Below are 23,673 nucleotides of genomic sequence, written 5' to 3'. Positions count from 1 at the left end.
GTCAGGCCGCCCCTTTGCGTGACGCAAGCAAGGTCGCTTTTGCCTCATTGACCTGGGCGGCCAGGTAATCATTACCGCCACGATCAGGATGAATCTTCTGCATCAGCCGCCGGTGAGCCATGATCACCTCATCCTCCGAGCAGTCCGGAGAAACCCCGAGCACATCGCAGGCTTCGCGCACAGACATCGGCTCTGCCCCGGTCCGCTGCCCCGCATCGCCCGACCTGGCGCCACCGGCGCCGGCCCCGTCATTGCCCGATTGACGCTGTTGCCGGTACATCCGGTTTACCATGGGCGTGAACTTCAACAACGCCGGCAATTTTCGTAGGAGGGGAACCAGCGCCGCCACGGCCGCCGTCAGTACATGCACGCGGCCGGTTAACACCAGAAAGAGAAGGACAGCGCCACCGATCACCAACGCCATCTTCCAGACGGCGGTCTTCTTTTTCTCCGCTGACAACGCTCCCCACTGCTTCAGTATGACAAAAACCGCAGCCGTCAGGGCCAGCCCCAATATCCAGTGCATAGTGAAATCCCTTACGCTTACCTACCGTAATTCTGGTGTTCAAGCGATGACAAAACACCCCCGCTTTGTATAGGATGCTATTTTATTCATCGCTGTTAAGAATCAGTTACACACTCATCCCGTTACAGATAAACAGGGACAATCACTCACGAGCCTGACCGGCCACGTTGGGCGATTTCCAAATGGACACTGATACCCAGGACTTGAATTATGCGCACGGCTCCCCGTTTCCTGATCGTCATTATCTTCCTTGGCGTTGTACTTGGCGGCATATTTGGATACAAGTTTTACCAGTTCGGTCAGCTTAAAAAGCAATTGTCGCAGCCACAACCGCCGGCCCAGATTTCCACTACCAAAGCCAGTAGTGCTCGATGGACGCCCGCCGTCAAGGCTGTGGGGAGCGTCGAGGCCATCAATGGCATTGAGGTGGCCAATGAGGTTCCGGGCGTGATTGAACAGATTGGCTTTGAATCCGGCGACACCGTCAGTAAAGGCGATATCCTGATTCGACTGGATGCCGCCATCGACGAAGCTGCGCTGCGGACACGCCGGGCCGAAGCTCAACTGGCAGAGCAGGAGTTCCAGCGGATATCCGACCTGCTTCCGAAACGCGCGGTATCACAAGCCCAGTTCGACGAAGCCAAAGCAAATGTTGATGCTGCCCGCGCCCGGGTCAACGAGGCGGAGGCCCAGCTCAACAAGAAAGTGATTCGTGCTCCCTTCGATGGCACCCTCGGCCTTCGTTTGGTGGACCAGGGCGAGTACATTCCCACCGGCACGCCGATCGTCGAAATCAACATGCTGGACCCTATCTACGTGGATTATACGTTGTCCGAAAAAGACCTTCCGAGAATCGCAACCGGCTATGACGTTACCGCCACGGTTGCCGCGGTTCCCGGCAAAACCTTTGACGGCAAGGTCAGCGCCATCAACACCTCGGTCAACCCGGAAACCCGGACCGTCCGCATTCGTGCCACGCTGGCCAATCCTGAAAATGCTCTGCGCCCCGGCATGTTTACCACCATCCTGACCAACCAGCCCCAGGATCGTGACGTTGTCACCGTGCCCCGGACTGCAATCTCCTACAACACATACGGCGACTTCGTCTTCGTGGTGGAAGAGAACGAAGAAGGTGAATTGATCGTCAACCGCCGGACGGTTCAGACCGGCGAAGTACGCAATGGCCGTGTTGCTGTGGAAGAGGGCCTGACAGAGGGCGAGGAAGTGGTCGCCAAGGGCCTGCTGAGACTCCGCGCCGGACAACGGGTGGAAGTGCAGGAAAGCGATAACGACCCGGCGGAGGCGTCCGAATAATGCGTTTCACCGACATATTCATTCAGCGACCCGTCCTCGCGACGGTGGTCAGCCTGCTGATCCTGCTGCTCGGCGCCCGGGCAGCCATGGAGATGGAAATTCGCCAGTATCCCGAACTGGAAAGCACGACCGTTACCGTGACCACTGCCTATCCGGGCGCCAGTTCGGACCTGGTTAAAGGTTTTATCACCACCCCACTGCAACAGGCTATCGCCGAAGCCAGTGGCATTGACTACCTGACCTCCACCAGTTCCCAGGGCCTCTCCACCATCGAAGCCAAGATGGAGCTGAACTACGATGCCAATGCGGCACTGGCGGAAATCCAGGCCAAGGTAGCCAGTCAGCGGAACGTGCTGCCGGCAGATGCGCAGGACCCGGTCATCTCCTCCACCACCGGGGATTCGACAGCGCTGATGTACATTGCTTTCTACGGTAATGAACTGAAAGTGCCACAGATAACGGATTACCTGACACGGGTTGTCCAGCCCAAACTCCAGGCTTTACCGGGCGTTGGCAAAGCAGAGCTGTTGGGACGCAAGTTTGCTCTGCGCGCCTGGCTTGATCCGGAGCGCCTGTCCGCGGTCGATATGACGCCTCAGGAGGTGGTTCAGGTTCTGCTGAAGAACAACTACCAGGCCGCCGTGGGTAACACCGAGGGCAAATACACCAAGATCAGCATGACCAGCGACACCGACGTGGGAGACCCCGACCAGTTCCGGGAGCTGGTGGTCAAGGAATCCAATGGCTCGCTGATCCGGCTCAAGGATATTGCCAGGGTCGAATTGGGATCGGAAACCTACGACCAACTGGCCCTTTATAAGGGTGAACCCGCTACCTATGTCGCCATCGAACTGTCCCCCGGCGCCAACCCGCTGACGGTTGCCGACCTGGTAAAGAGCGAGCTGCCGGATATCGAAAGCCAGTTACCCTCCGGCCTGAACGTACGACTGGCCTACGATGCCTCCGACTTCATCGACAGTTCCATCAACGAGGTTATCCAGACTCTGCTGGAGGCCATACTCATCGTACTGGTCGTTGTATTCCTGTGCCTGGGCTCAGTCAGGGCCGCGGTGGTCCCATCGGTGGCCGTGCCCCTGTCGCTGATCGGTGGCGCATTCGTCATGCTGATGATGGGGTTCTCCCTGAACCTGCTGACACTGCTATCGATGGTGCTGGCCATAGGTCTGGTGGTGGATGATGCCATCATCATGGTGGAGAACGTTCATCGCCACATCGAGCAGGGGGAATCCCGGTTTGACGCCGCCATCAACGGCGCGCGGGAAATGGCCGTGCCCATCATCGCCATGACCACCACCCTGGTAGCTGTCTATGCCCCGATTGGTTTCATGGGGGGACTGGTCGGATCACTGTTTACCGAGTTTGCCTTTACCCTGGCAGGCACTGTTGTGATTTCAGGGATTGTCGCGCTAACGCTTTCACCGATGCTGTCCGGAAAAATCCTCAAGCCTCATGGCAATCCGGGACGCTTCGAAAAGCTGGTGGAGCAGTCGTTCAACGGGATTGCCAACAGCTACAAAGCGGCACTGAGTTCCCTGATGGCAACCAAGTCCGTGGTGATCTTCTTTGCCCTTGTGGTGCTGGCGTCCATTTACTTTATGGTGATGATGAGCCAGAGCGAACTGGCTCCCACCGAGGACCAGGGCATCCTGTTCTATCAGGGGCTGGCGCCTCAGACCGCAACCCTGGACTACCTTGAGGAGCACGGGGATGAGGTGCTGGAACACATGGAAAAGGTTCCCGGCTACAACGAGGACTTCATGATTCTGGGGATTACTGCGCCCAACGCCGTCTTTGGCGGGTTCAAGATGGCACCCTGGGGAGATCGTGAGGTCAGCCAGTTCGAAGTACAGCCGCAACTGAACAGTGCGCTCAAACAGGTTACCGGCCTGCAGACTGCGGTATTTCCGCGGCCTTCCCTGCCCGGTTCCGGTGGCGGCCTGCCCTTCCAGTTCGTGATTACCACAGGGGAAGACTATAACCGTCTCAACGACGTTGCCAATGAGATGCTTGGCAAAGCCATGGCCAGCGGTAACTTCATGTTCCTGCAGAAATCCATCGACTTTGATCGGCCGGTAACACGCATCGAAGTCGACCGTGACCGGGTCGCGGACCTGGGGCTGTCGATGCAGGATGTGGGACAGGCGATGTCCAGCATGCTTGGCGGCGGTTACATCAACCGGTTCAACATGGAAGGTCGCTCCTACCAGGTGATCCCGCAGGTCGAGAGGGACTTCCGCATGGATTCGGACGCACTCAACGACTATTACATCCGCGCCGATAACGGCCAGCTGGTTCCCCTCGGCAGTGTTATCAGCTTCAAGCACGATATCGAGCCATCTCAACGCACCCAGTTCAACCAGCTGAACTCGCTGACGCTGCAAGGTGTGGTGATGCCCGGGGTGACCATGGGAGATGCCATGGCGTTCATGGAGTCAACCGCAGACCAGGTGTTCCCTCAGGGCTTCACCTCCGACTACACCGGTGAATCCCGACAGTTCGCCAATCAGGGCAGCGCCCTGGTGGTTACCTTCTTCCTGTCGCTGCTGGTGATTTATCTCGTGCTTGCAGCCCAGTTCGAAAGCTGGCGTGATCCGTTCATTATCCTGGTCTCGGTCCCCATGTCCGTGGCCGGTGCCATGGCATTCATTGTGCTCGGATTCGCCACCATGAACATCTACACCCAGGTGGGTCTGATTACCCTGATTGGCGTGGTGTCCAAGAACGGTATCCTGATTGTAGAGTTTGCCAACGCCTTGCAGGTCGACAGGGGACTGAACAAGCGGGATGCGGTGATCGAGGCGGCGGCTATCCGGTTGCGGCCCATCATCATGACATCACTGGCACTGATCTTTGCCATGGTGCCGCTGTTGATTGCCATCGGCCCGGGTGCGGAAAGCCGCTTTGCCATCGGCCTGACCATCAGCGCCGGTCTCGGTATTGGCACACTGTTCACCATTTTCGTGTTGCCGGCATTCTACATCCTGCTGGCCCGTGACCATCACGGTTCCGCTGCGGAGGAATACGGTAACGGCAACAGTGACAACGCATCGGTCCCGACACAGTGACTCTGGGAACGCTGTTCTGGCTGTTCGGGGCCGCGTTCGCCATCTGGTACTGGTGGCGGGCCAAGGCCATCAAGGATTTCGTCCTGCAGGCGGCCAGGAACTACTGCAAGAAAATGGATGTAATGTTGCTGGATGACGCCGTCTACCTGCGTGGGCTCTGGTTCAAGCGCGATGAAACAGGAAAACTGCGGGTATGGCGACGCTTCCTGTTCGATTTCACATCTACTGGCGAGGAAAGATACGTGGGCAGGGTGATTATGCTCGGCCCACGTATACTGCATATGGAGCTGGAGCCTCACCGGCTCAACTGAGACGAAACCTCTGAACGTCGCTCCTCCTTCCCCTGGGTCCGTGCAGAAGAGGCCTATCAGGACTATACTGGCATCGCCGCCAAGCCACACACCCATGACCTGAGAACCGACAGACCCCATGCTGCTGCAATTGACGTACGGATTGCTGTTTCTGGTACTCTCCAGCTCCACACTGGCTGATCCTCCTACCCTTCGTATTGCCACATCGGAGTACCCCCCATTCGAATACCTGGAGGATGGAGCACTTGTCGGTGAGGATGTAACAACCGTCCGCAAGGTCCTTGACCGCATGGGGATGGAACCGGCGTTTGTGGTCGTCCCCTGGAGACGTGCGGAAGCCCGTGCCAGAAGTGGCCAGTCAGATATGATCTTTTCCCTGACCCACTCGGAAGAGCGGGCACGCCATTATTATTTCACGGCCCCGATCAACACCGCGCGGGACGTATTTTTCGCACGCTCGGACCGCGATATTGAATGGCAGACACTGGATGATCTGGAAGGCTTGCGCCTGGGGCTGTCATCATCCTACAGCTACGCCCCCGAATTCATGAACTGGCTGGAAACCGCCGATATCAAGATCATAAGGATCAGCCAGCAAAAGCCGGATCTTACCAGCCTGCGAATGGTGGCCTATGACCGGATTGACCTGTTCATCTGCGAACAGTCAGTGTGTCGCTTCCTGCTCGAGAAACACCAACCGGTCCATCCCGAACTGGCCAACATTGAAGCCGTGCCAGGCATGGTTGGTGAAGAGCGTCCCTTTCGAGCGGCTTTTTCACGCAGACATCCCGACGGCGAGCAACTCAGGGACCAATTTAATCAGGCGCTGGCCGGCCTGAATCGGGAAAACACAGACTGACCCGCCTGCTCTTCGGCAATCACCTACCAACCTCCTCACCACAGATCTCTCTGGGTTTCCTATACTGCCAGTGTCACCCTCAACCAACAGATCGGGACCATGGACATTCAGACAGATCACCGCTATGCGATTAACCTCAACGTTCGGGGTATTCAACCTTCCGCCACGCTACGCATTAATGAACTGAGCAATCAGCTCCGCTCGGAGGGCCGGGACATCATCAAACTGGGCCTGGGGCAATCACCATTCCCGGTACCCGACCGCGTGGTGAAAGCTCTGCAGGATCATGCCCATGAAAAGGACTACCTCCCGGTCAAGGGCCTGAAATCACTGCGTGAGGCCATTGCAGGCTACATCAACCGCAGTGAGCGCATGCGCTTTACCTGGGAGGATGTACTGATCGGCCCCGGGTCCAAGGAACTGCTGTTCATCCTGCAACTGGCCTACTACGGTGACCTGCTGATTCCCCGCCCCAGCTGGGTATCCTATGCACCCCAGGCAAGGATCATCGGCCGCTCTGTTCACTGGCTGCCCACGCACGGGGAAAACAACTGGCAACTGACCGCAGAAGAGTTGGACATTATCTGCCGCGACGATCCTTCACGTCCGCGCATCCTGATCATGAACTACCCGTCCAACCCCACCGGCTGTACCTACACCGACGACCAGTTGCTGGCCATCGCCAACGTGGCGCGGAAGTACAGACTGATCCTGCTGTCGGATGAGATCTACGGCGAGGTGCATTTCGAAGGCAAGCACAAATCCATCGCCCGCTACTACCCGGAAGGCACAATCATCAGCACCGGCCTGAGCAAATGGGCCGGCGCCGGCGGCTGGCGTCTGGGGACATTTATCTTCCCGCCGGAGTTACGGCCACTGCAGGATGCCATGGCCATCATCGCCAGCGAAACCTACACCGCCACCAGCGCCCCCATCCAGTACGCCGCCATTTCCGCGTTCAACGGGGGCGACGATATGGACGAATACCTCAAGCAGTCACGGCGGGTGCTCAAGGTTGTGGGCGAATACATGCATCGACGCCTGAGTGAAATGGGCGCAGTGGTGCAGAAGCCCGAAGGGGCGTTCTATCTGTTCCCCGATTTCAGAAACTTCCGTGACGCCCTGGCCGCAAAGGATATCAAAACCAGTCAGGCGTTCTGCCAGGCATTACTGGAGAACACCGGCGTGGCCATCCTTCCCGCCAGTGATTTCGGTTTCGTTCCGGATCATCTGGGCGCGCGACTGGCGTTCGTGGATTTTGATGGTGCGGCTGCCCTGAAACTGGCAGGTGGTGACTACGCAGAGCAGGAGTTGGACGACACATTCGTAACACAGGCCTGCCCCCGCCTGGTCACGGCCATGGACAAGACAGAGAACTGGTTGAAGAGCCTGGCTGACTGACACCTAGGCTCCCGGTCCGCCACTGCCCGGCCTGCCGGGCAGTTGGCTTGCCGACTTCTCATTTCAGACTTTTTGCCAATTTCTCTACGGCATTCCTGCTCAAGGTGTGGAGCAATCCCAGGTTGGCGTCTGCAGAGGCAATAACGGTGAGTACCAACTTCTCCTTGAGCTTAAGCGTCAGGATAAAGCCATCACTGTTTTCAACGATGACATAACGACAACGCTCCTGCTGAGCTTCCCTGGCAATGGTCTCACCCAGAGCCAGCACCGAGCCCATCATGGCTGACAGTTTGGCAACAGGCATCTCTCTTTTGAAGCGTTTGGTCACGTCATGTCCATCTACCGTTGAGATGAGAACACCATAGACTGCATGGCTCTGTTCCATCATCTGCGCAAAGACTTCCTGACAGAATTTCTCGCCACTCTCACTGATTCTTGGCTGATTCATGATTCCGTTCCGGTCGCGAGTGCCGCTCAAGCAAACTCGATAGTTGAAATAAGTGCGTTAATCATCAGGCTGACATCCTCTCTTTTCCGAACATCCACTTCCAGAATCGGAAAAACAGTTCCCCATCGATCCAGCCTCTCGTAAAAGTCATCAAGGTCGGGAGACTCACATTCGTCTCGTCTCGTCAGGCCAATGACCACCCCGGTTTCTTCAATAAAATCGGCAAAATTCTCCAGATACATGTCCATATCAGCCAGCGGGTCGTCCCGGCTGCAGTCGACCAGCAAGATCAAACCAAGGCCGCCCTGCACCAGAATTTTCCACATAAACTCAAAGCGGCGCTGGCCGGGGGTGCCATACAGGAACACTTTCTGCCCGTCTTCCAAGGTCAGGTCCCCGAAGTCCATCGCGACGGTTGTCTCCTCCTTCAAGTCAGCAAGATCATCAGTCGTTGCCTGATCCGTTCTGACCGGAGGGGTCTCGCTGATTGCCGCAATAGCAGTCGTTTTCCCCGCGCCGGGCGTTCCGGTAATTATCAGTTTTATTTCCGACACAAAAGACAGCCCCTTGTTGACGTCAGACCTTCAGACGAGAACGAATTTTTGCTAACAGTCCCTTGCTTACACCGGAGGACGAAGGTGCCCTGCTTTGCGAAGATTCTGCATTCGCCGTTACGGCAGTGATACTCCCGATGAGCGACGCCGCATTGATGAAGGCAATAGCACGATCCCTGGAGACTTCTGATGAGGCAACTATCTCGTCCAGGGTGATCCCTGACTTTCGGCTCATCAAAGCACACAAGGTCATGAAATCCTGTGACCTGCGAATCAACACCGGTGAGGGCCAGCGCAGCAGCCTGAGCCGGCTATCGGGGGCCAGCCCCGCCAGCAGCCGCCCTTCTGACCCGGAGATACCGATCAGCCATAAGAACGGCTTGTCAGCCACCCACTCCATACCGGCTTCTTCATCAGGGAAGACTGATTCGCTCTCGCTTATCTCAACATCCTCCGACAGTTCCGCGATGAGTCCAGAGAGCTGCTCAAGCGACAGAGACGTGGCACAGAGGCGATTCTGACGATCGAGAAATAACTTGCCGCGATGAAAAGCTACCCGCACGAAGCGGGCATCACACGACTTGATTCTCTGGGCAAGCGAATCTGCTTGATCAACGTCGGCATCATCCGGAGCACTCCCCTGTTCCGGCCCCCGGAACTGTGCCGTCGCAGAGTGGTGTCCGTTCTCCACAATCAAGTTGAGCACTGAGATCAATGGAGCCGCACGCAGGGGTTTAGGCAAATGGTAAGACTCAGAGAGGCTGGAAACCTCGCCAGATAAAGCAATCGGGATCCGGCGCCTCATCTCATCACTGTTGTGCCACTGAGCTACAGCTTCCGAATTATCCATATCCAGAACGATGGCATCAGCATGATCCCAGTTGGCATAAACCCAGTGATCCCGGGTCTTTGTACCAAACAGATCGAGCAAAGATTTCAACACGGTCTCGTCTTTGGAAGACAAACCAACGCTGGCAAGTGTCTTCAAAACGCAGATCCCCATCCGTTGTTAAATTCAGCGAGTTAAAGGCTGGACATATCCACAGTCTGCTCAACTTTCTTGGTGATCATTCTGGCCATTCCGAGATTCCCACGGGCTTTGTCGAGCACAACGTATAGGAAGACTGCCTCATTACTGTTCAGAAGCCGGATCAGGTGATACTGATCATCCAGGGTAATCAGAATATCTTCGATTTTGCTGGAAATACCCAGCGCTGACATGGTCTTACGCTTGGCACGCACGACTTCTGTATTACCTGCTGCGGCGGTATCGAGATCAAAGTCCTTTCCTCCTTCCTTGCCAAGAACCATCCCCGAATCGCTGTCCACCAGACAGGCGCCAATGAAACCATCAATTTCCTTCAAACCGGACAGGTCTGCCATAACGATCAATCTCCAAAGTTGTTGTCATTTCCGAAAAGGTTTCGGGGCTGCTCGAAATCCAGGAGCGCCGCACAACGAGACTAGGAGCCTTCAAGGGCATTCACAAGACAGGGGTTGTATAGATATGTTTCGAAGGTATAACGTTATTACAATTTGTAATGAAACGTTTCCAGAATGGACGTGTTTGCCACCTATACATATTCTAAGCGAATGAATTTAAAGGGCTAAAAAAATATACGGCAATCTGTGACATACTTCACACATCGCAGATATTTAAGGGAACCTTTTTCTGATTAAAACGACGCACCAGAGAGGATCACGTCTTTGAGAGACTTAACGGATTTTGCCGAACAGGTCGCAGTTGAAGCGGGCGAACTGATTCGTCGTGAACGCGAGAACAACACCCTGCGCACCGACTACAAACAGCAAACCGAACTGGTGACCCATGCAGATCTCATGGCCGATGAGTTCATAACTGGTGCCATTCGCAAACGCTTTCCGGACCACCGCATCCTCTCCGAGGAATCCATGCCGGACCTGAGCCAGGCGGAGGAACTGGAGACGCCGCTGTGGATCGTTGACCCCATCGACGGCACCGTGAATTACGCCTACGGCCACCCCCAGGTGGCGGTGTCCATTGCCTACGCCGAAAAGGGCCGCGTCCAGGCAGGCGTGGTTCACGCGCCGTTTCCCGGCGAAACCTTCCGCGCCACCAAGGGCGAAGGCGCCACCCTCAATGGCGAACCGATCAAACACAGCGGCGCTACGGTGCCCCGCGATTCCCTGTTCGCCACCGGCTTTCCCTACACCAAAGACAGCCTGGAACCATTGGTAAAACGCCTGGATGCGATGATCCACAATTGCCGCGACCTGCGCCGCATCGGCTCCGCCGCCCTCGACATCTGCTGGGTCGCCTGCGGCCGCCTGGATATCTACTACGAAAACGTCAGCCCCTGGGACTTCGCCGCCGCCCGTCTCATCGCCCTGGAAGCCGGCGCCACCGCTGGCCACTTCGGCGATGTTCCCGATGGCTATCCCGCTGACCTGTACGGCCGCGATATCCTGATCTCCGCACCGGCGATCTGGGAGCCTGTTCGCCAGATCCTGCGTTCTGCTTCCGGGTATGACTGAGGCTTCGGCGTTAACTCGAGTTATATTCGGTAGCCTGTTTGTTCCGGAGTAGGGCTGGGGGTGTCAGGGCCCTTCCCGGAACCGCTACGAGCACATCCATGTGCGCTTCTCTCAGGCCATCCATGGCCTTCGAAATTCCGGGAAGGGCCCTGACACCCCCAACCATCCAGCTACGCAGATATATCGCAGGTAGCGACAAAGGTAATGTTGGAGACAGCAGCGGCTGGTTACCCACTTCGCTGTATTGGAGAAACGAGATATCACCGAAAGTGATTTGGTCGGAGGCGGGTATGGCCTCCACAGAATCTTGGAGGCCATGGATGGCCGGAACGAAGCGCACATGGATGTGCTTGTAGCGGTTCTGTGGAGGCCATACCCGCCTTCGACCTCCCCCATTTCTGTCAGGCTACAGTCAGAAACAAACTCCCCGGTATCCGGTTAGCCCCAGACGACTTCAGAAACCAGCCCCCAACTCTCGTCGAAGTCGGTCGAGGGCAAGCGGGAAAACGACGAGCGGACAAACCGCTGAATCCGGCCTTCGATGAAGACCAGCACAAAGTCCGCGCCGCGATTGGCGCTGGTGCGGGGACGCAAGCCCTGGCGGATCTCGCCTTCCTTTAGGATCTGGCGCACCTGGGTTTCCAGGCGTTCGAAGAAGTGGGATGCGCGCTTGCGCAGGGCCTCGTTTTCGCCCATCAGGGCGTCGCCGGTCAGCACACAGCACAGGCCAGGGTTGCGTTCGGCGAACACCAGCACCAGATTGGCCAGCTGTTGCAGGCGGGCGCGTGCGTCCTCCTGCTCCTGCAGGATCACCTGGCAACGGCTGAAGACCGCTTCGTCGGCGAAGTCGATCAGCGCCTCGAACATCTTGCGCTTGCTGGGGAAATGGCGGTACAGCGCCGCCTCGGTGACGCCTACGGATTTGGCCAGGCCGGCGGTGGTGATACGGGCTCCGGGATCGGTTTCCAGCAGCTCCACCAACGCATGCAGGATCGCCTCCCGACGACTGGGTTTTTGATCGGTCATGACAGGACTTCAGCGCTCTGTAACTGGGTTATTTTTGGGGCCGGTCTTTGGCGCCGGCCCTCGGTATTATTCAGTTTTGTACCGGATTGTTCACTAAATCAGAAGAAAGTGCCATCAATGGGCGAGGACGCACTGGCGTAGAGCTTCTTGGGCATCCGCCCCGCCAGGTACGCTTCGCGACCGGCTTCCACACCGAGGCGCATGGCGTGGGCCATCTTGATCGGGTCCTTGGCCTGTGCAATAGCAGTGTTCATGAGAACACCATCGCAGCCCAGCTCCATGGCAAGGGTCGCATCCGAGGCGGTGCCAACACCGGCATCCACCAGCACTGGCACGTTGGCGTTCTCGACAATCAGGCGAATGTTGTAACGATTCTGGATGCCCAGGCCCGATCCGATAGGCGCGCCCAGCGGCATGATGGCAATGCAACCCATCTCTTCCAGACGCTTGGCCAGCAGTGGATCGTCGGAGCAATAGACCATAACCTTGAAGCCGTCATTGATCAGCTCTTCAGCGGCCACCAGGGTTTCGGTCATGTTCGGGTACAGGGTTTTCTCCTCGCCCAGCACTTCCAGTTTCACCAGGTCATGGCCGTCCAGCAGTTCCCTGGCCAGTTTGCAGGTACGCACCGCATCCTTCGCGGTGTAGCAGCCGGCGGTGTTCGGCAGGATGGTATAGGTGTCCGGGGAAATCACGTCGAGCAGGTTGGGCTCGTCCGGATTCTGTCCCAGATTGGTCCGGCGCACAGCCACGGTGACGATTTCCGCACCGCTGGCTTCTATGGCATGGCCGGTCTCCATCAGGTCACGATATTTACCGGTCCCCACCAGCAGGCGTGATTGATAGACACGGCCGGCGAGTTCGAGGGGTTTGTCGTCTGGAAGCTGAATTGTCGGTTGTTCGCTCATAACCTTCCTGAGGCTGTATGGAATATTGGGGACGTCATCGGCCGGACTGGCCGCATCAATGCGGCATCACCTAGCCACCGCCGATGGCATGCACCACTTCGACCCGGTCGCCGTCGTTCAGGCGGAAATCCGGATGTTGGCTGCGGGGCACGATGTCTTCGTTAACCTCCACGGCCAGCCGTTTGCCCGTCAGGGCCATGTGTTCTATCAGATCTGCGATGGTTGCCTCGGCGGGCAGCTCTAACCCATCACCGTTTACCTGCACCTGCATGTTTACCTCTGAAAATCTCTCTGGCGCCGAAGTCCGGCGATCAAAACCAGGGCCCACCCCACCATAAAACAGACACCACCGATGGGGGTGATCGGCCCCACCCAGCGAATGTCGGTCAGTACCAGCACATAGAGACTGCCGCTGAACAACAGGATACCCGCCAGGAAAAATCCCGCAGCCACCGCCAACAGGCGGCGGGGCAACTCCATACCCGTCAATATGGCCACGAGTATCAGTGCAATTGAATGGTATACCTGATAGGTGACGGCAGTCTGGAAAACTTCAAGGCCCCGGGCACTGACCAGGTCCCTCAGGCCATGGGCGCCAAAGGCACCGGCCATGACCGCGACCAGTGCCAACAGGGCACCGATGACCAGGGGCGGGCGCATGACTTCGATATGCCTAGCAGTCACAGTGAATCTTTTCCCCGCTGTCCAGGTTCATGATCGTCAGCGCTCCGCCCCAGACGCACCCGGTGTCCAGGCCAATAAACTGCTCCTTGCCGGTTTTGCCTTCCAGGGCCGCCCAGTGACCAAAGATCACTTTGACGTTATCCCTGCGGGGAAATTCGAACCAGGGGGCAAACCCTGTCGGGGCGCTGTCCGCCGACTCCTTGGTGGCCAGTTCCAGGGTGCCATCGGCCGTGATAAAGCGCATGCGGGTAAAGTAATTGGTGATTATCCGCCACCGGTCCATGCCAGTCAGGCTGTCATCCCATCGGTCAGGCTGATTGCCATACATGTGGGTGAAGTATTCTTCCGCATCGCTACCGGAAATGACCGCTTCCACTTCCCGTGCATGCGCGACCGCCTGTTCCGGCGTCCAGATGTGCGGCAGACCCGCATGGGCCATAAAGAGGTTGCGATCAGGATCGTGGATGCAGAGTTTCTGCTGCCGCAACCAGTCCACCAGCCGGGCCTGATCCGGGGCGTCCAGGATACCATCAAGGGTGTCTTTCTTGCGGGTCTGGTGACCACCCAAAGCGACCGCCAGCAAGTGCAGGTCATGGTTACCCAGAACCACAACGGCAGATTCTCCAAGTCCTTCGATGAACCGCAAGGTTTCCAGTGACGCCGGTCCCCGATTGATCAGGTCCCCGGCGACCCAGAGCCGGTCCCGGGACGGAGAAAAATTGACCTTATCCAGAACGTCCCGCAGGCGATCGTAACAGCCCTGGATATCACCGATGGCGTAGTCAGTCATCACTCTCCCCGTGCTGCGCCGGGTTGTCGTTTTTACGGTCGACCAGCATGTCTGCAATCGCTACGTAGTCCGCCAGCCCCAGGTTCTCCGGTCGCAGTCCGTCATTAATACCCAGGCTCTGCAGCTGCTCGACCGTGACCAGCCCCGCCAGCGCCTTGCGCAGGGTCTTGCGGCGGGCATTGAATGCGGTCCGGACGACAGACTGTAGCGTACCCAGGTCTTTGGCCGGGTGCGGCAAGGTGGTATGCGGGACCATGCGGACAATGGCGGAGTCCACTTTCGGGGCCGGCCGGAACGCTCCTGCACCGACTTCAAACAGCGGCTGCACCTTGCAGAAATACTGGGTCATGATGCCCAAGCGACCATAATTGTTATCACCGGGCACGGCAGCCATGCGCTGCACCACTTCTTTCTGCAGCATGAAATGCATGTCCTGGACGACACCGGAGTAGCTGAGCAGATGGAAAATCAGGGGCGTGGAGATGTTGTATGGCAGGTTGCCGATAATCCGCAGCGGCTTGTCGCCGGCCAGCTGGCTGAAATCGAACTTCAGGGCATCCGCTTCGTGGATCCTGAAATCCGGGTAGTTGAAGAATTTGGTGCGTAGAACCGGAATGAGATCACGGTCAAGCTCCACCACCTGCAACGCCGGGTTCACCGCCAGGATTTCTTCGGTAATGGCGCCAAGGCCGGGGCCGATTTCCACGATGGCGTCATCGGGCTTGGGATTGATGGCGCGAATGATGCGCTCGATCACGCCCGGATCGTGAAGGAAGTTCTGTCCGAACCGCTTTCTGGCCTGATGGCCTGGTTTGTTGCTCACGCTAGCTCTCTTTTGCCAACTTTCGGTAAATCGCCATCTGCTCACCGACCTTGATGGCGGTCTGCAGGCTGCCCGCGTCCGCTTTGCCGGTACCAGCCAGATCCAGGGCGGTACCGTGGTCAACCGAGGTCCGGACGATCGGTAGTCCCAGGGTAATATTAACCGCGCGGCCAAACCCCTGGAATTTCAGGACGGGTAATCCCTGATCATGGTACATCGCCAGGACGGCATCGGCGTTGTCCAGCCAGTGTGGTGTAAACAGGGTATCCGCCGGCAGCGGGCCGGTCAGGGTCATGCCCTCGGCACGGAGGTTGTCGAGGGTTGGTTCGATGACCTCCAGCTCTTCACGGCCCAGGTGACCGCCCTCACCGGCGTGGGGATTGAGACCGGCAACAAGAATGCGCGGGTGTTCTATACCAAAGAACGTGCGCAGATCGGCGTCGAGAATCCGGGTCACCTGGGTCAGACGCTCCGGCGTAATCGCTGCGGCGACGTCCTTCAGGGGCAGATGGGTGGTGACCAGCGCCACCCTCAGCTCCTCGGTGGCCAGCATCATCACGACCCGCTCAACACCACAGAGCTCCTGCAGGAACTCGGTATGGCCGCTGAAAGCGATACCGGCGTCATTGATCACACCCTTGTGGACCGGTGCGGTGACCATGCCATCGAACAGTCCATCCAGACAGCCCTGAGCGGCAATCCGCAAGGTCTCGAGCACGTATTGGCTGTTGCCGGCATTCAATTGACCGGCTTCTGTACTGGCCAGCCCGTCAACGTGATACACCGAGAGGTGTCCCGGCTCTCTGGTCGCTGCTTCACCGGGCTGCCACGACTCCAGAATCACCTCGATACCAAGTTTCTTTGCCCTCGCCTCCAGAAGTTCCCTAGCAGCGACCACAACAACGCCCGGCTGACGGGCTTCCGCTGCCAGCTGCAGGCAAAGTTCCGGGCCGATACCCGCCGGCTCACCGGCGGTCAGGGCAAGGGTTACCGGGTCGGTCATGATTGCTGGGATTCCTCGTTCTCTTGCGCGTACTCATCCTTGAATTCAACGAATGCCTCGTCACGGATCTCCCGCAGCCAGTTTTGCAGCTCGGTATCGAACTTGCGACGGTATATCGCCTGACGGGCTTCCGACTCGCGGACGTCACCGCTGATGTCCTTCTGACGGCGTTCCTGCACTTCCAGGATATGCCACCCGAACTGGGACCGGAATGGCCCTTTCAGCTCACCGACATCCGCCGCCATCATGGCCTGTTCAAACTCAGGCACCATCTGACCCGGGCTGACCCAGCCCAGATTGCCACCATCCGAACCGGACACCGGGTCGTCGGAATGCTCCCGCGCCAGTGCGGCAAAATCGGCGCCGTCACGAATCTGCTGGTACAGGTCACGGATGGTGCTTTCGGCCTGGGATTCCGAAACCGTCTCGCTAGTCCGCACCAGGATATGACGCACACGGGACTGTTCAATCACCTGGTTGTTTTCACCACCACGACGATCGCGGACCATCACCAGGTGAAAGCCGTTTTTGTTCCCCAGCACCTGCGACGGCACGCCGGTTTCCAGTTCCGGTACCACGGATTCCAGCAGCGAAGGCAGCTGGCTCCTTCTGCGCCAGCCCATATCACCGCCTTCCAGCGCATTGGCGGCATCGGATTCAGCCACCGCGACTTCGCGGAAGTCACGACCGCCGACGATCTCCGAGCGCAGGCGTTCGGCCTTCTTGCGGGCTGCGGCAACGGCCGAGTCATCGTTCGGATTGTCGACCTCTACATAGATATAGGCCAGCCGATATTCCTCGTTGCTAGGCTCGCGAGCGGTGAGCGTCTGCAGGTAGTTCTCCACCTCGCGGTCGGTGACACGCACACGATTCCCCACCTGGCGCTGCTGCACCCGGCTGGCCAGCATCTCGTTGCGAATCTGCTCGCGGGCCTCACGGTAACTGACGCCTTCCGCCGCCAGTTGCTGCTCGAACTGCGCCAGGGTCATGTTATTGCGCTGGGCAATACCGGCCATGGTTTCGTTCAGTTCGTTGTCACTGATCCGCATGCCGGCACGTTCCGCCATCTGCAACTGGATCGACTCGGTGATCAACTGATCCAGCACCCGTTCCTCAAGGATATCCCTTGGTGGCAATCCGGTCCCCTGGGCCTGCAGTCTCCCCACAATGGTATCAATGCGGTTATCCAGCTCGCTCTGCAGGATCACGCCATCGTCCACAATGGCCACAACCCGATCCAGCGGCTGACGCTCAGCCTGGACGACCGAGGCCATCATCACCGCCAGGAGGACCAACAATGTTTTTGCGCAATGGCGAAGGTTCGCCTTCATAATCACCTCTGATAAATGAACATTCTGTCTGCGGAACGCCCGCTACATGCTGACTTAATCGTACCTGGTACCCGTGCCGCCAAAGCGACGGCGTTCCCGCTCATCAAATCCATAGATGGCTTCGGAGATCCGGTCGGACGAACCGCCACTGCCGCCCAGCCCCTTGAGCTGGATCTGGAACAGCATGCGGCTTTCCAACTGCTCATCGTCGGTCAGGTAGTTCTGGTGGACCACCTGAACGCTCCAGCAACAATTATTGTATTCAATGCCCGCCAGTGAGCCGACGGTGCGATCCAGCTGGGAATCATAGACCCAGCGGCCGATCAGACTAACACGGTCTGTGACAGGAAAAACCGCCCCGATATCCGACTGTTCCAATTCGTTTCGGCTGTAGGTGTGCCCCAGACTGGCCAGGTAGCGATAATCCTCCGAATGGAAGATCAGCTGGCTGCGCCCCTCCTCTGTCTTCTGGGTGTCCGGGTCCCACAGACCGGCACTGCGGATATCCAGGGTCTCCAGTGGCCGCAACAGCACTTCCCCCGCCAACGGAGAATCGCTGCGGTCATCCGCCCCCTGCCCCATCAGCGTCACTTCCCGGTCGTCGTAATAGTGTACCTGGCCGATACTGAACCGGGCCCGCTCCGCCCCGCTGATCAGGTCATTGAAACGACTGGTCAGGGCCACCGTCAACTGATTCGCGTCCCCGACCCGGTCGCCGCCGGTGAACCGGTTGCGCTGGAACAAGCGGTCAAAACTGAATGAACGCAGCGCGGTATCAAAATCGGGAATATCATCCTGATCGGCTTCCGCGTCCGCCCATGCGTAATACAGGCGGGGCTCCAGCGTCTGGTTGTAGGGAATGTCGAACAGACTGGACTGACGATCAAAATAGAGCCCCGAGTCCCACTCGAACACGGGTACGGTGCGATCGAAACCGCCACTGTTCAGCTCGTAGTCTTCCAGTTCATAGCGCGTGTAATCGAGGCTGACGGACGGGCGGGTAAAGCCCCACAGCGCCCGCAGCGGCAGCGCCACTTCCGGTATGGCCCGCAGGCGTTGACCATTGGCCCGGTCCAGCCCGGTCAACTCGGCGTTATCCCGGTAAAAATAGGTGTACTGGCTTTCGAGATTGGTTTCTACCGGCCCGAGGTCTGTCGTCATGCCGTAGATTACTTCCGGCAACTGGGCATAAGGCTTGTTGCGCTCGGCAATACGTTCGGAGATCGTCTGGTAGCCGTTGGCATAGACCTCGAAATACTGCCAACCATCCTGGTAGCGGGCTCCACCGCGACGCTGCAGGTGCGTGGCCTGATTGATTTCCAGGTTCTGGTTCAGATCGCTGAGGTAATCCTCGTCACTGACCACGGAGTAATCACCATAGGCATTCCAGCCATCACCAAGGTCGGCACGAGTGGTGAAATCCAGCGCCCAGCGCTCGCCGTCCTCGCCCGGAAACTCGTCCTGGTATTCCAGGTCGTTGCTGATGTAACCGAGTTGCAGAACCGATTCGCCCCACGGGCTCAGGTAACGGCCTTCCACTTCGTTAAACAGGCCCCGGCCGTGAATATACTGCGGCGTCAGGGTGGCGTCGTAGTGAGGGGCCAGGTTCAGGTAATAGGGTACGGACAGATAGGCACCACTGCCCGTATTCGAGGTCCCGAATGAAGGGTACAGAAAACCGGTCTTGCGGCGATCATCAATGGGGAAGCTGGCATAAGGCCAGTAGAATACCGGCACGTCCTTGATCTCCAGACGCACATGTTTGGCGGTACCGAAACCTTCGCCCTGATCAAGATGGATATCGGAGGCGACGATGGACCAGTCGTTCCGGTTGGGCGCACAGGTGGTCAGGGCACCATCACGGATCAATACCTGGTCTTCGGCAATGCGCGACAGGGTGCTCGCCGAGCCGCGCATCTCTGCGCTGTGAAGCAGGAAGGTCGCGGTATTGATGTCGAAGTGACCGTTGTTGACGTCGTAGTCCGCGGACTCACCGGTCAGCAGAAACGCCTCGCCACGACTGACCAGAGGTCCCGCCACAGAGACAGAGCCACCCACCTGGTCATAACGGGCTTCGGAACCAGTCACCGAGAACCGCCCCTGACGCAGCTGCACGTCGCCCTTCAGGTACAGTTCGGAATCCAGTTCGTATCGGGCGGAAAGACCACTGGCATGCAGGGGCTGCTCCGAATCCGGCATGGTTCCCAGCATCCCGTTTCCACTCCCGGGAACCGCCATCGACGCTTCCGAGGGCAAGTATCCGCCCTCGCAGAATGTCGGCAGAGTGTTTCTGACCGACTCCGGCAGTTCGGACCTGGGACGCCAGTCCATTTCCGCAGCTGTGGGAGCTGCCTCGGCTCCAGCTGCTGCGCAGGACCACGATGACACCAGGAACATGATGCCCGCTGCGGACACCAGTCCCAGCCCCGGTGGGTGCCGCAACCGATTGGCCGGTATTCGCAGGTTCCTTGCTGGGACTGGCACGGTGGTCGGGTTCCTTACAATTGGCTTGAGGGCTCAGGGATTTTTAACAGCCGCCTAGTTTACACGGGGCTCCCCACCTTGTTAACGGAAACCCGACTTTGCTGCAAAACCGTTTTACCCTCTCTATACTGAGCTGCTAACTTCCAGCTCTTTTCGGAAGCTTCTGAAATAACATTCACCTTGTCAGGACAGTCGCCTGTTTCATGGATACCCGTCTGCAGAAAATGACCCAGTGGGTCCGACAGATCCCCGGCCTCGAACAGGCCGACCCCGTAGCGGTTTCGGGGGACGCCAGCTTCCGCCGTTATTTCCGCGTCATCGGCAACACGGCCACTGGTCAGCGCCCGTTTATTGTTATGGATGCACCGCCGGAGCATGAGGACTGCCGCCCGTTCGTGGCCATTGCCCGCCACTGGCATGCGCGGGGCGTAGCCGTACCCGACGTGATAGAAGACGATCTGGAACAGGGGTTCCTGCTGCTGGAGGATTTTGGCGACCGGCTCATGCTGGATGAGCTGACAACCGATACCGCGGACCAGCTGTACCAGGGTGCATTGACGGAACTGCTACGTATCCAGCAGCTCACGGAGGCAGCGGACTATCCCCTGCCGCCTTACGACACTGCGTTGCTTGACCGCGAGATGGCGCTGTTCCCCGATTGGTTGTTGACCCGAAAGCTGGGCTTTGACCTGTCCAATGGGGAAAGGGCGATGCTGGATACCGCCTTCGCCTACCTGCGTGAATCCGCCCTTGCCCAACCGGAAGTCACCGTGCACCGGGATTATCATTCCCGCAATCTCCTGGTTCGCGCTGACACCGATCTTCCCGGGGTCATCGATTTCCAGGATGCGGTACGCGGACCGGTAACCTACGACCTGGTTTCCCTGCTCAAGGACTGTTACATCCGCTGGCCCGAGGGGGACATTGCCCGCTGGGTGGAACAATACCGCCAGATCAGCCTGGCGGCCGGCCTGCACAAGGCAGACCCGGATACCTTCCGGCAATGGTTTGAACTGATGGGCATGCAACGGCACCTGAAGGCGTCCGGCATCTTCGCACGCCTGTCCATCCGCGATGGTAAGGACGGCTACCTGGCCGACATTCCCCGCACGGTCCATTACCTGATTGAGGCCAGTGCCAGGCAGGGAGCCCTTCGACATTTCCACGAATGGCTAGCGGACACCGTCATGCCGAGAATCGAACAGGTGATCGGGCCTGCCCCCTCGAACGCCACGGAGAAGGAGTTACCGTGAAGGCAATGATCCTCGCGGCCGGCAAGGGCGAACGTATGCGACCACTGACACTCACCACCCCCAAACCGTTGTTGGAAGCTGGTGGAAAGCCGCTCATCGTTCACCACCTGGAACATCTGCGGCGTGCAGGCTTTAACGAGGTCGTCATCAACCACGCCTGGCTGGGCGATCAGATCGAACACACTCTCGGAGACGGTGACCGGTTCGGCTTGCGCCTCGAATACTCGCGGGAAGCCGCGCCACTGGAAACCGCCGGCGGCATCATCCAGGCCCTGCCCATGCTGGTCGCCGGCGGTGATGACTGGTTCCTGGTGATCAATGGTGACATCTGGTGCGACTTTGACCTGGCTTCCCTGACCCCTCCAGGGGACGCCGACGCCCTGCTGGTACTCACCGACAATCCCGGCCATAACCCTGCAGGAGACTTCCACCTTCGTGACAATGGCTATGTGACCTCCGAAGGTCGCGACAAATTGACGTTCTCCGGTATCAGCCTGCTCCATCGACGCCTGTTCGATGGGTTACCCCAAGGGCCACGAAAACTGGCACCGATCCTGCGCACAGCGATGTCGGAGAACCGGGTCCGTGGCATGCGTCATGACGGGAACTGGATGGACATCGGCACCCCCGACCGCTTGCGCCAACTGGACAACCTGCTCCATTCGGGACCAGGGGTAAACCATGGCAGCGAATGATGGCGACAACATGCTCCCGGCCCGGCTTGAGGCCGAGTTTTCCGAGCTGCTGAAGGAGCTGTCCTCCTGTGGACACCAGGCCAGCGAACTGATCACACGCACCAGCCTGCCCGGCTGGTGCCGGCGCAGTCTGTTCTTCTTTCTGGGCTATATCGCAAAATCTGAGGGGCGCGTCACCGAAGCCGATGTCGGGTTCGCCGAATCCCTGATGAAGGCACTGAAACTGTCCCGGCGCCAGCGTCGAAAAGCCATCCAATGGTTCCAGAAGGGCAAGAATACCAGCGAGTTGCCAACCTTGAGTGCGCTGAAGATGCGACTGGTGCACTACCTGTGGCCATCACCGGCGCTGCGGGTCGCCATCTGCCTGTGCCACGCAGCGCAACTTCAGGGCAAACCCCGCAAACCCAGACGCTATCGCTGCGAGGACGCCATCGACCGGCTCGGACTGCCGGTAAGAGTCAGTGACGACATCCTCGAGAGCTATGCCTGCAAGGTCTGGATCACCCAACCGGAAAGCCAGCCTCAACCCACCAGCTACGAGCAGGCCTGCAAGTTGCTGGGGGTCACCCGCCGCGAGCCCCTGGAGGGAATCAAGCGGGCCTATCGCAGGAAGGTCTCAGAGTGCCACCCTGACAAGCTCGCGCAGCAAGCCCTGAACGCCGTTGAAACAGCCCGGGCAAAAGATCGCCTGCTGCGCTACCAACAAGCATGGGAACTGATCAGACGCCACCACGCCCGGTAGCGTAAGGGGCGGGGTCAGTCGACCTTTAACCAGGCCTGCATGCGGTTCGCCAGTGCCCTGGCATCGCGGACCTCAGGGCGCACCGCCATAGCGACAGCCTGAGTCTGATAACGACCAACACCGGCTTTTTTCAGGCGCACCATGCGCCTCTCTGGCGCCATGGAGAGAAGCTCCGGATCCTGTCGGGAACTGTAGAGGTGGAGCACGGACAGGTCATCCATACCGGCAAGGGCTTCACTCAATGCAGACTCGTCACCGGAATAAAAGCGCGGAGCAATCCACACCATCTCGCCATTAAAGCCGCTACCGCCGGCGAAGCGGGCCATATGGACAGCTCCCTGCCCCACCGCCGCCAGCACCACCCGGTCGTAACCACGCCGCTGAAGGTCTGCCTGCGCCGCACCCAGTAGACTCTGAATTCGGGCGATGTATCTGGATTCAAGGTCCGCCAGATTGCCATCATCCATGACATCGATCATCACCGCCTCTGAGCCCTTATCCGCCATACCACCAGCACCCGTTCCGAAGTTGGGGTCAACACTGTATTGCCGGGCCTGCTGGACCTCGTATGGTGGCGCATCAAGCCCCAGCGTCATCACCGCCCAGCCCGATGAGGTAAACGATGCTCCCAGGGCGACCAACAGATTGGCTCGTGCCGACTGGCCCTCGTCCGACAGTATCAACAGTGCTCCCCTGGCCGGCACCCGCAGCTCCGACTCGAACAACGCCTGCCCGGTCCCGTCACCGTCCAGACTCAGCCGAACGACCTCCTGCGCAAACACAGGCCCTGAAAAGGCCATGAACAATAACGCTAGAGGCAGCACCCATATTTTGTACCAATTGCTCACATGCACCTTCTCTTCCGCAGCGAAAAAACATCATCAAACTGTTAGACTAGTGTCCCGACTGACCACGCCATTA

24 protein-coding genes are annotated in these 23,673 nt (G+C 58.4%); 9 read left to right on the top strand and 15 right to left on the bottom strand.

Annotated elements, in window-relative coordinates; genetic code table 11:
* Position 1: 1 nt before the first annotated feature.
* The gene (locus Q0Y21_RS00490) at positions 2-526 is read right to left on the bottom strand and encodes a DnaJ domain-containing protein (RefSeq protein WP_297790486.1); all 525 of its coding nucleotides are present in this window, start codon (positions 524-526) and stop codon (positions 2-4) included.
* Positions 527-736: 210 nt separating this feature from the next.
* Between Q0Y21_RS00490 and Q0Y21_RS00485 the strand changes: the two genes are divergently transcribed.
* The 5 genes from Q0Y21_RS00485 to Q0Y21_RS00465 all read left to right on the top strand — a co-directional run bounded on the left by Q0Y21_RS00485 (position 737) and on the right by Q0Y21_RS00465 (position 7,497).
* The gene (locus Q0Y21_RS00485) at positions 737-1,840 is read left to right on the top strand and encodes an efflux RND transporter periplasmic adaptor subunit (RefSeq protein WP_297790484.1); all 1,104 of its coding nucleotides are present in this window, start codon (positions 737-739) and stop codon (positions 1,838-1,840) included.
* Positions 1,840-4,926, top strand: coding sequence for an efflux RND transporter permease subunit (locus tag Q0Y21_RS00480; RefSeq protein ID WP_297790482.1), 3,087 nt, complete (start codon positions 1,840-1,842; stop codon positions 4,924-4,926). Before Q0Y21_RS00485 ends, Q0Y21_RS00480 begins: the two co-directional genes overlap by 1 nt.
* Positions 4,923-5,237 (top strand): DUF3301 domain-containing protein, encoded by a 315-nt coding sequence (locus Q0Y21_RS00475; RefSeq protein ID WP_297790481.1) that lies wholly within the window; start codon positions 4,923-4,925, stop codon positions 5,235-5,237. The genes Q0Y21_RS00480 and Q0Y21_RS00475 overlap by 4 nt, the downstream gene beginning before the upstream one ends.
* 118 nt (positions 5,238-5,355) lie before the next feature.
* Positions 5,356-6,096 carry a transporter substrate-binding domain-containing protein gene (locus tag Q0Y21_RS00470; RefSeq protein WP_297790480.1) on the top strand — a complete coding sequence of 247 codons (741 nt, stop codon included), beginning with the start codon at positions 5,356-5,358 and terminating at the stop codon, positions 6,094-6,096.
* 99 nt (positions 6,097-6,195) lie between these two features.
* A complete protein-coding gene (locus tag Q0Y21_RS00465) occupies positions 6,196-7,497 on the top strand; it encodes an aminotransferase class I/II-fold pyridoxal phosphate-dependent enzyme (protein WP_297790479.1) in 1,302 nt (433 codons plus the stop codon).
* 58 nt (positions 7,498-7,555) lie between these two features.
* On the opposite strand, the gene Q0Y21_RS00460 is transcribed toward Q0Y21_RS00465, so the two are convergent.
* From Q0Y21_RS00460 to Q0Y21_RS00445, 4 genes are read right to left on the bottom strand one after another with little or no spacing between them, the layout of a single operon-like run.
* Entirely contained in the window at positions 7,556-7,945 is a 390-nt protein-coding gene (locus Q0Y21_RS00460; protein ID WP_297790478.1) for a hypothetical protein, read from the bottom strand.
* 26 nt (positions 7,946-7,971) lie between these two features.
* Entirely contained in the window at positions 7,972-8,499 is a 528-nt protein-coding gene (locus Q0Y21_RS00455; protein ID WP_297790476.1) for an ATP/GTP-binding protein, read from the bottom strand.
* Between the two features lie 22 nt (positions 8,500-8,521).
* Positions 8,522-9,487 (bottom strand): hypothetical protein, encoded by a 966-nt coding sequence (locus Q0Y21_RS00450; RefSeq protein ID WP_297790474.1) that lies wholly within the window; start codon positions 9,485-9,487, stop codon positions 8,522-8,524.
* A 35-nt stretch (positions 9,488-9,522) separates the two neighbouring features.
* A complete protein-coding gene (locus Q0Y21_RS00445) occupies positions 9,523-9,882 on the bottom strand; it encodes a hypothetical protein (RefSeq protein ID WP_297790473.1) in 360 nt (119 codons plus the stop codon).
* A gap of 315 nt (positions 9,883-10,197) precedes the next feature.
* On the opposite strand from Q0Y21_RS00445, the gene Q0Y21_RS00440 reads away from it, so the two are divergent.
* Positions 10,198-11,013, top strand: coding sequence for an inositol monophosphatase family protein (locus Q0Y21_RS00440; protein WP_297792443.1), 816 nt, complete (start codon positions 10,198-10,200; stop codon positions 11,011-11,013).
* 438 nt (positions 11,014-11,451) lie between these two features.
* Here Q0Y21_RS00440 and slmA read toward each other — a convergent pair whose 3' ends face one another.
* The 9 genes from slmA to Q0Y21_RS00395 all read right to left on the bottom strand — a co-directional run bounded on the left by slmA (position 11,452) and on the right by Q0Y21_RS00395 (position 19,975).
* Entirely contained in the window at positions 11,452-12,039 is a 588-nt protein-coding gene (gene slmA, locus Q0Y21_RS00435; RefSeq protein ID WP_297790472.1) for a nucleoid occlusion factor SlmA, read from the bottom strand.
* A 98-nt stretch (positions 12,040-12,137) separates the two neighbouring features.
* Positions 12,138-12,947: a thiazole synthase gene (locus Q0Y21_RS00430; RefSeq protein WP_297790471.1), complete on the bottom strand. Its 810-nt coding sequence runs from the start codon at positions 12,945-12,947 to the stop codon at positions 12,138-12,140.
* Between the two features lie 70 nt (positions 12,948-13,017).
* Positions 13,018-13,218, bottom strand: a complete 201-nt coding sequence (thiS, locus tag Q0Y21_RS00425) for a sulfur carrier protein ThiS (RefSeq protein WP_297790469.1) — start codon at positions 13,216-13,218, stop codon at positions 13,018-13,020.
* A 2-nt stretch (positions 13,219-13,220) separates the two neighbouring features.
* Positions 13,221-13,607, bottom strand: a complete 387-nt coding sequence (locus tag Q0Y21_RS00420; RefSeq protein WP_297792441.1) for a DUF423 domain-containing protein — start codon at positions 13,605-13,607, stop codon at positions 13,221-13,223.
* Between the two features lie 13 nt (positions 13,608-13,620).
* On the bottom strand, positions 13,621-14,421 hold the full coding sequence (locus tag Q0Y21_RS00415) for a symmetrical bis(5'-nucleosyl)-tetraphosphatase (RefSeq protein ID WP_297790467.1): 801 nt from the start codon (positions 14,419-14,421) through the stop codon (positions 13,621-13,623).
* The gene (gene rsmA / locus Q0Y21_RS00410) at positions 14,414-15,244 is read right to left on the bottom strand and encodes a 16S rRNA (adenine(1518)-N(6)/adenine(1519)-N(6))-dimethyltransferase RsmA (protein ID WP_297790465.1); all 831 of its coding nucleotides are present in this window, start codon (positions 15,242-15,244) and stop codon (positions 14,414-14,416) included. Before rsmA ends, Q0Y21_RS00415 begins: the two co-directional genes overlap by 8 nt.
* A 1-nt stretch (position 15,245) precedes the next feature.
* Positions 15,246-16,247, bottom strand: coding sequence for a 4-hydroxythreonine-4-phosphate dehydrogenase PdxA (pdxA, locus tag Q0Y21_RS00405; RefSeq protein ID WP_297790464.1), 1,002 nt, complete (start codon positions 16,245-16,247; stop codon positions 15,246-15,248).
* Positions 16,244-17,578 carry a peptidylprolyl isomerase gene (locus Q0Y21_RS00400; protein ID WP_297790463.1) on the bottom strand — a complete coding sequence of 445 codons (1,335 nt, stop codon included), beginning with the start codon at positions 17,576-17,578 and terminating at the stop codon, positions 16,244-16,246. Before Q0Y21_RS00400 ends, pdxA begins: the two co-directional genes overlap by 4 nt.
* A 54-nt stretch (positions 17,579-17,632) precedes the next feature.
* Positions 17,633-19,975 (bottom strand): LPS-assembly protein LptD, encoded by a 2,343-nt coding sequence (locus Q0Y21_RS00395; protein ID WP_297792439.1) that lies wholly within the window; start codon positions 19,973-19,975, stop codon positions 17,633-17,635.
* A 290-nt stretch (positions 19,976-20,265) separates the two neighbouring features.
* Here Q0Y21_RS00395 and Q0Y21_RS00390 point away from each other — a divergent pair, with 290 nt between their 5' ends.
* The 3 genes from Q0Y21_RS00390 to Q0Y21_RS00380 are packed head-to-tail and all read left to right on the top strand — an operon-like array spanning position 20,266 to position 22,752.
* Entirely contained in the window at positions 20,266-21,315 is a 1,050-nt protein-coding gene (locus Q0Y21_RS00390; RefSeq protein ID WP_297790462.1) for a phosphotransferase, read from the top strand.
* Positions 21,312-22,010 carry an N-acetylmuramate alpha-1-phosphate uridylyltransferase MurU gene (murU, locus tag Q0Y21_RS00385; RefSeq protein ID WP_297790461.1) on the top strand — a complete coding sequence of 233 codons (699 nt, stop codon included), beginning with the start codon at positions 21,312-21,314 and terminating at the stop codon, positions 22,008-22,010. The genes Q0Y21_RS00390 and murU overlap by 4 nt, the downstream gene beginning before the upstream one ends.
* Positions 21,997-22,752, top strand: a complete 756-nt coding sequence (locus tag Q0Y21_RS00380; RefSeq protein ID WP_297790460.1) for a molecular chaperone DjlA — start codon at positions 21,997-21,999, stop codon at positions 22,750-22,752. The genes murU and Q0Y21_RS00380 overlap by 14 nt, the downstream gene beginning before the upstream one ends.
* Before the next feature lie 14 nt (positions 22,753-22,766).
* Here the strand turns inward: Q0Y21_RS00380 and Q0Y21_RS00375 are convergent, their stop codons facing one another.
* Complete coding sequence (locus Q0Y21_RS00375; RefSeq protein ID WP_297790459.1) at positions 22,767-23,600, bottom strand: DUF3530 family protein; 834 nt, start codon at positions 23,598-23,600, stop codon at positions 22,767-22,769.
* Positions 23,601-23,673: the final 73 nt, after the last annotated feature.

Origin of the sequence: uncultured Marinobacter sp. (genome assembly GCF_947259545.1) — a bacterium.
Classification (GTDB): Bacteria; Pseudomonadota; Gammaproteobacteria; order Pseudomonadales; family Oleiphilaceae; genus Marinobacter.
The sequence above is the reverse complement of the archived record's forward strand: the minus strand, read 5'-3'. Positions and strand labels throughout refer to the sequence as shown.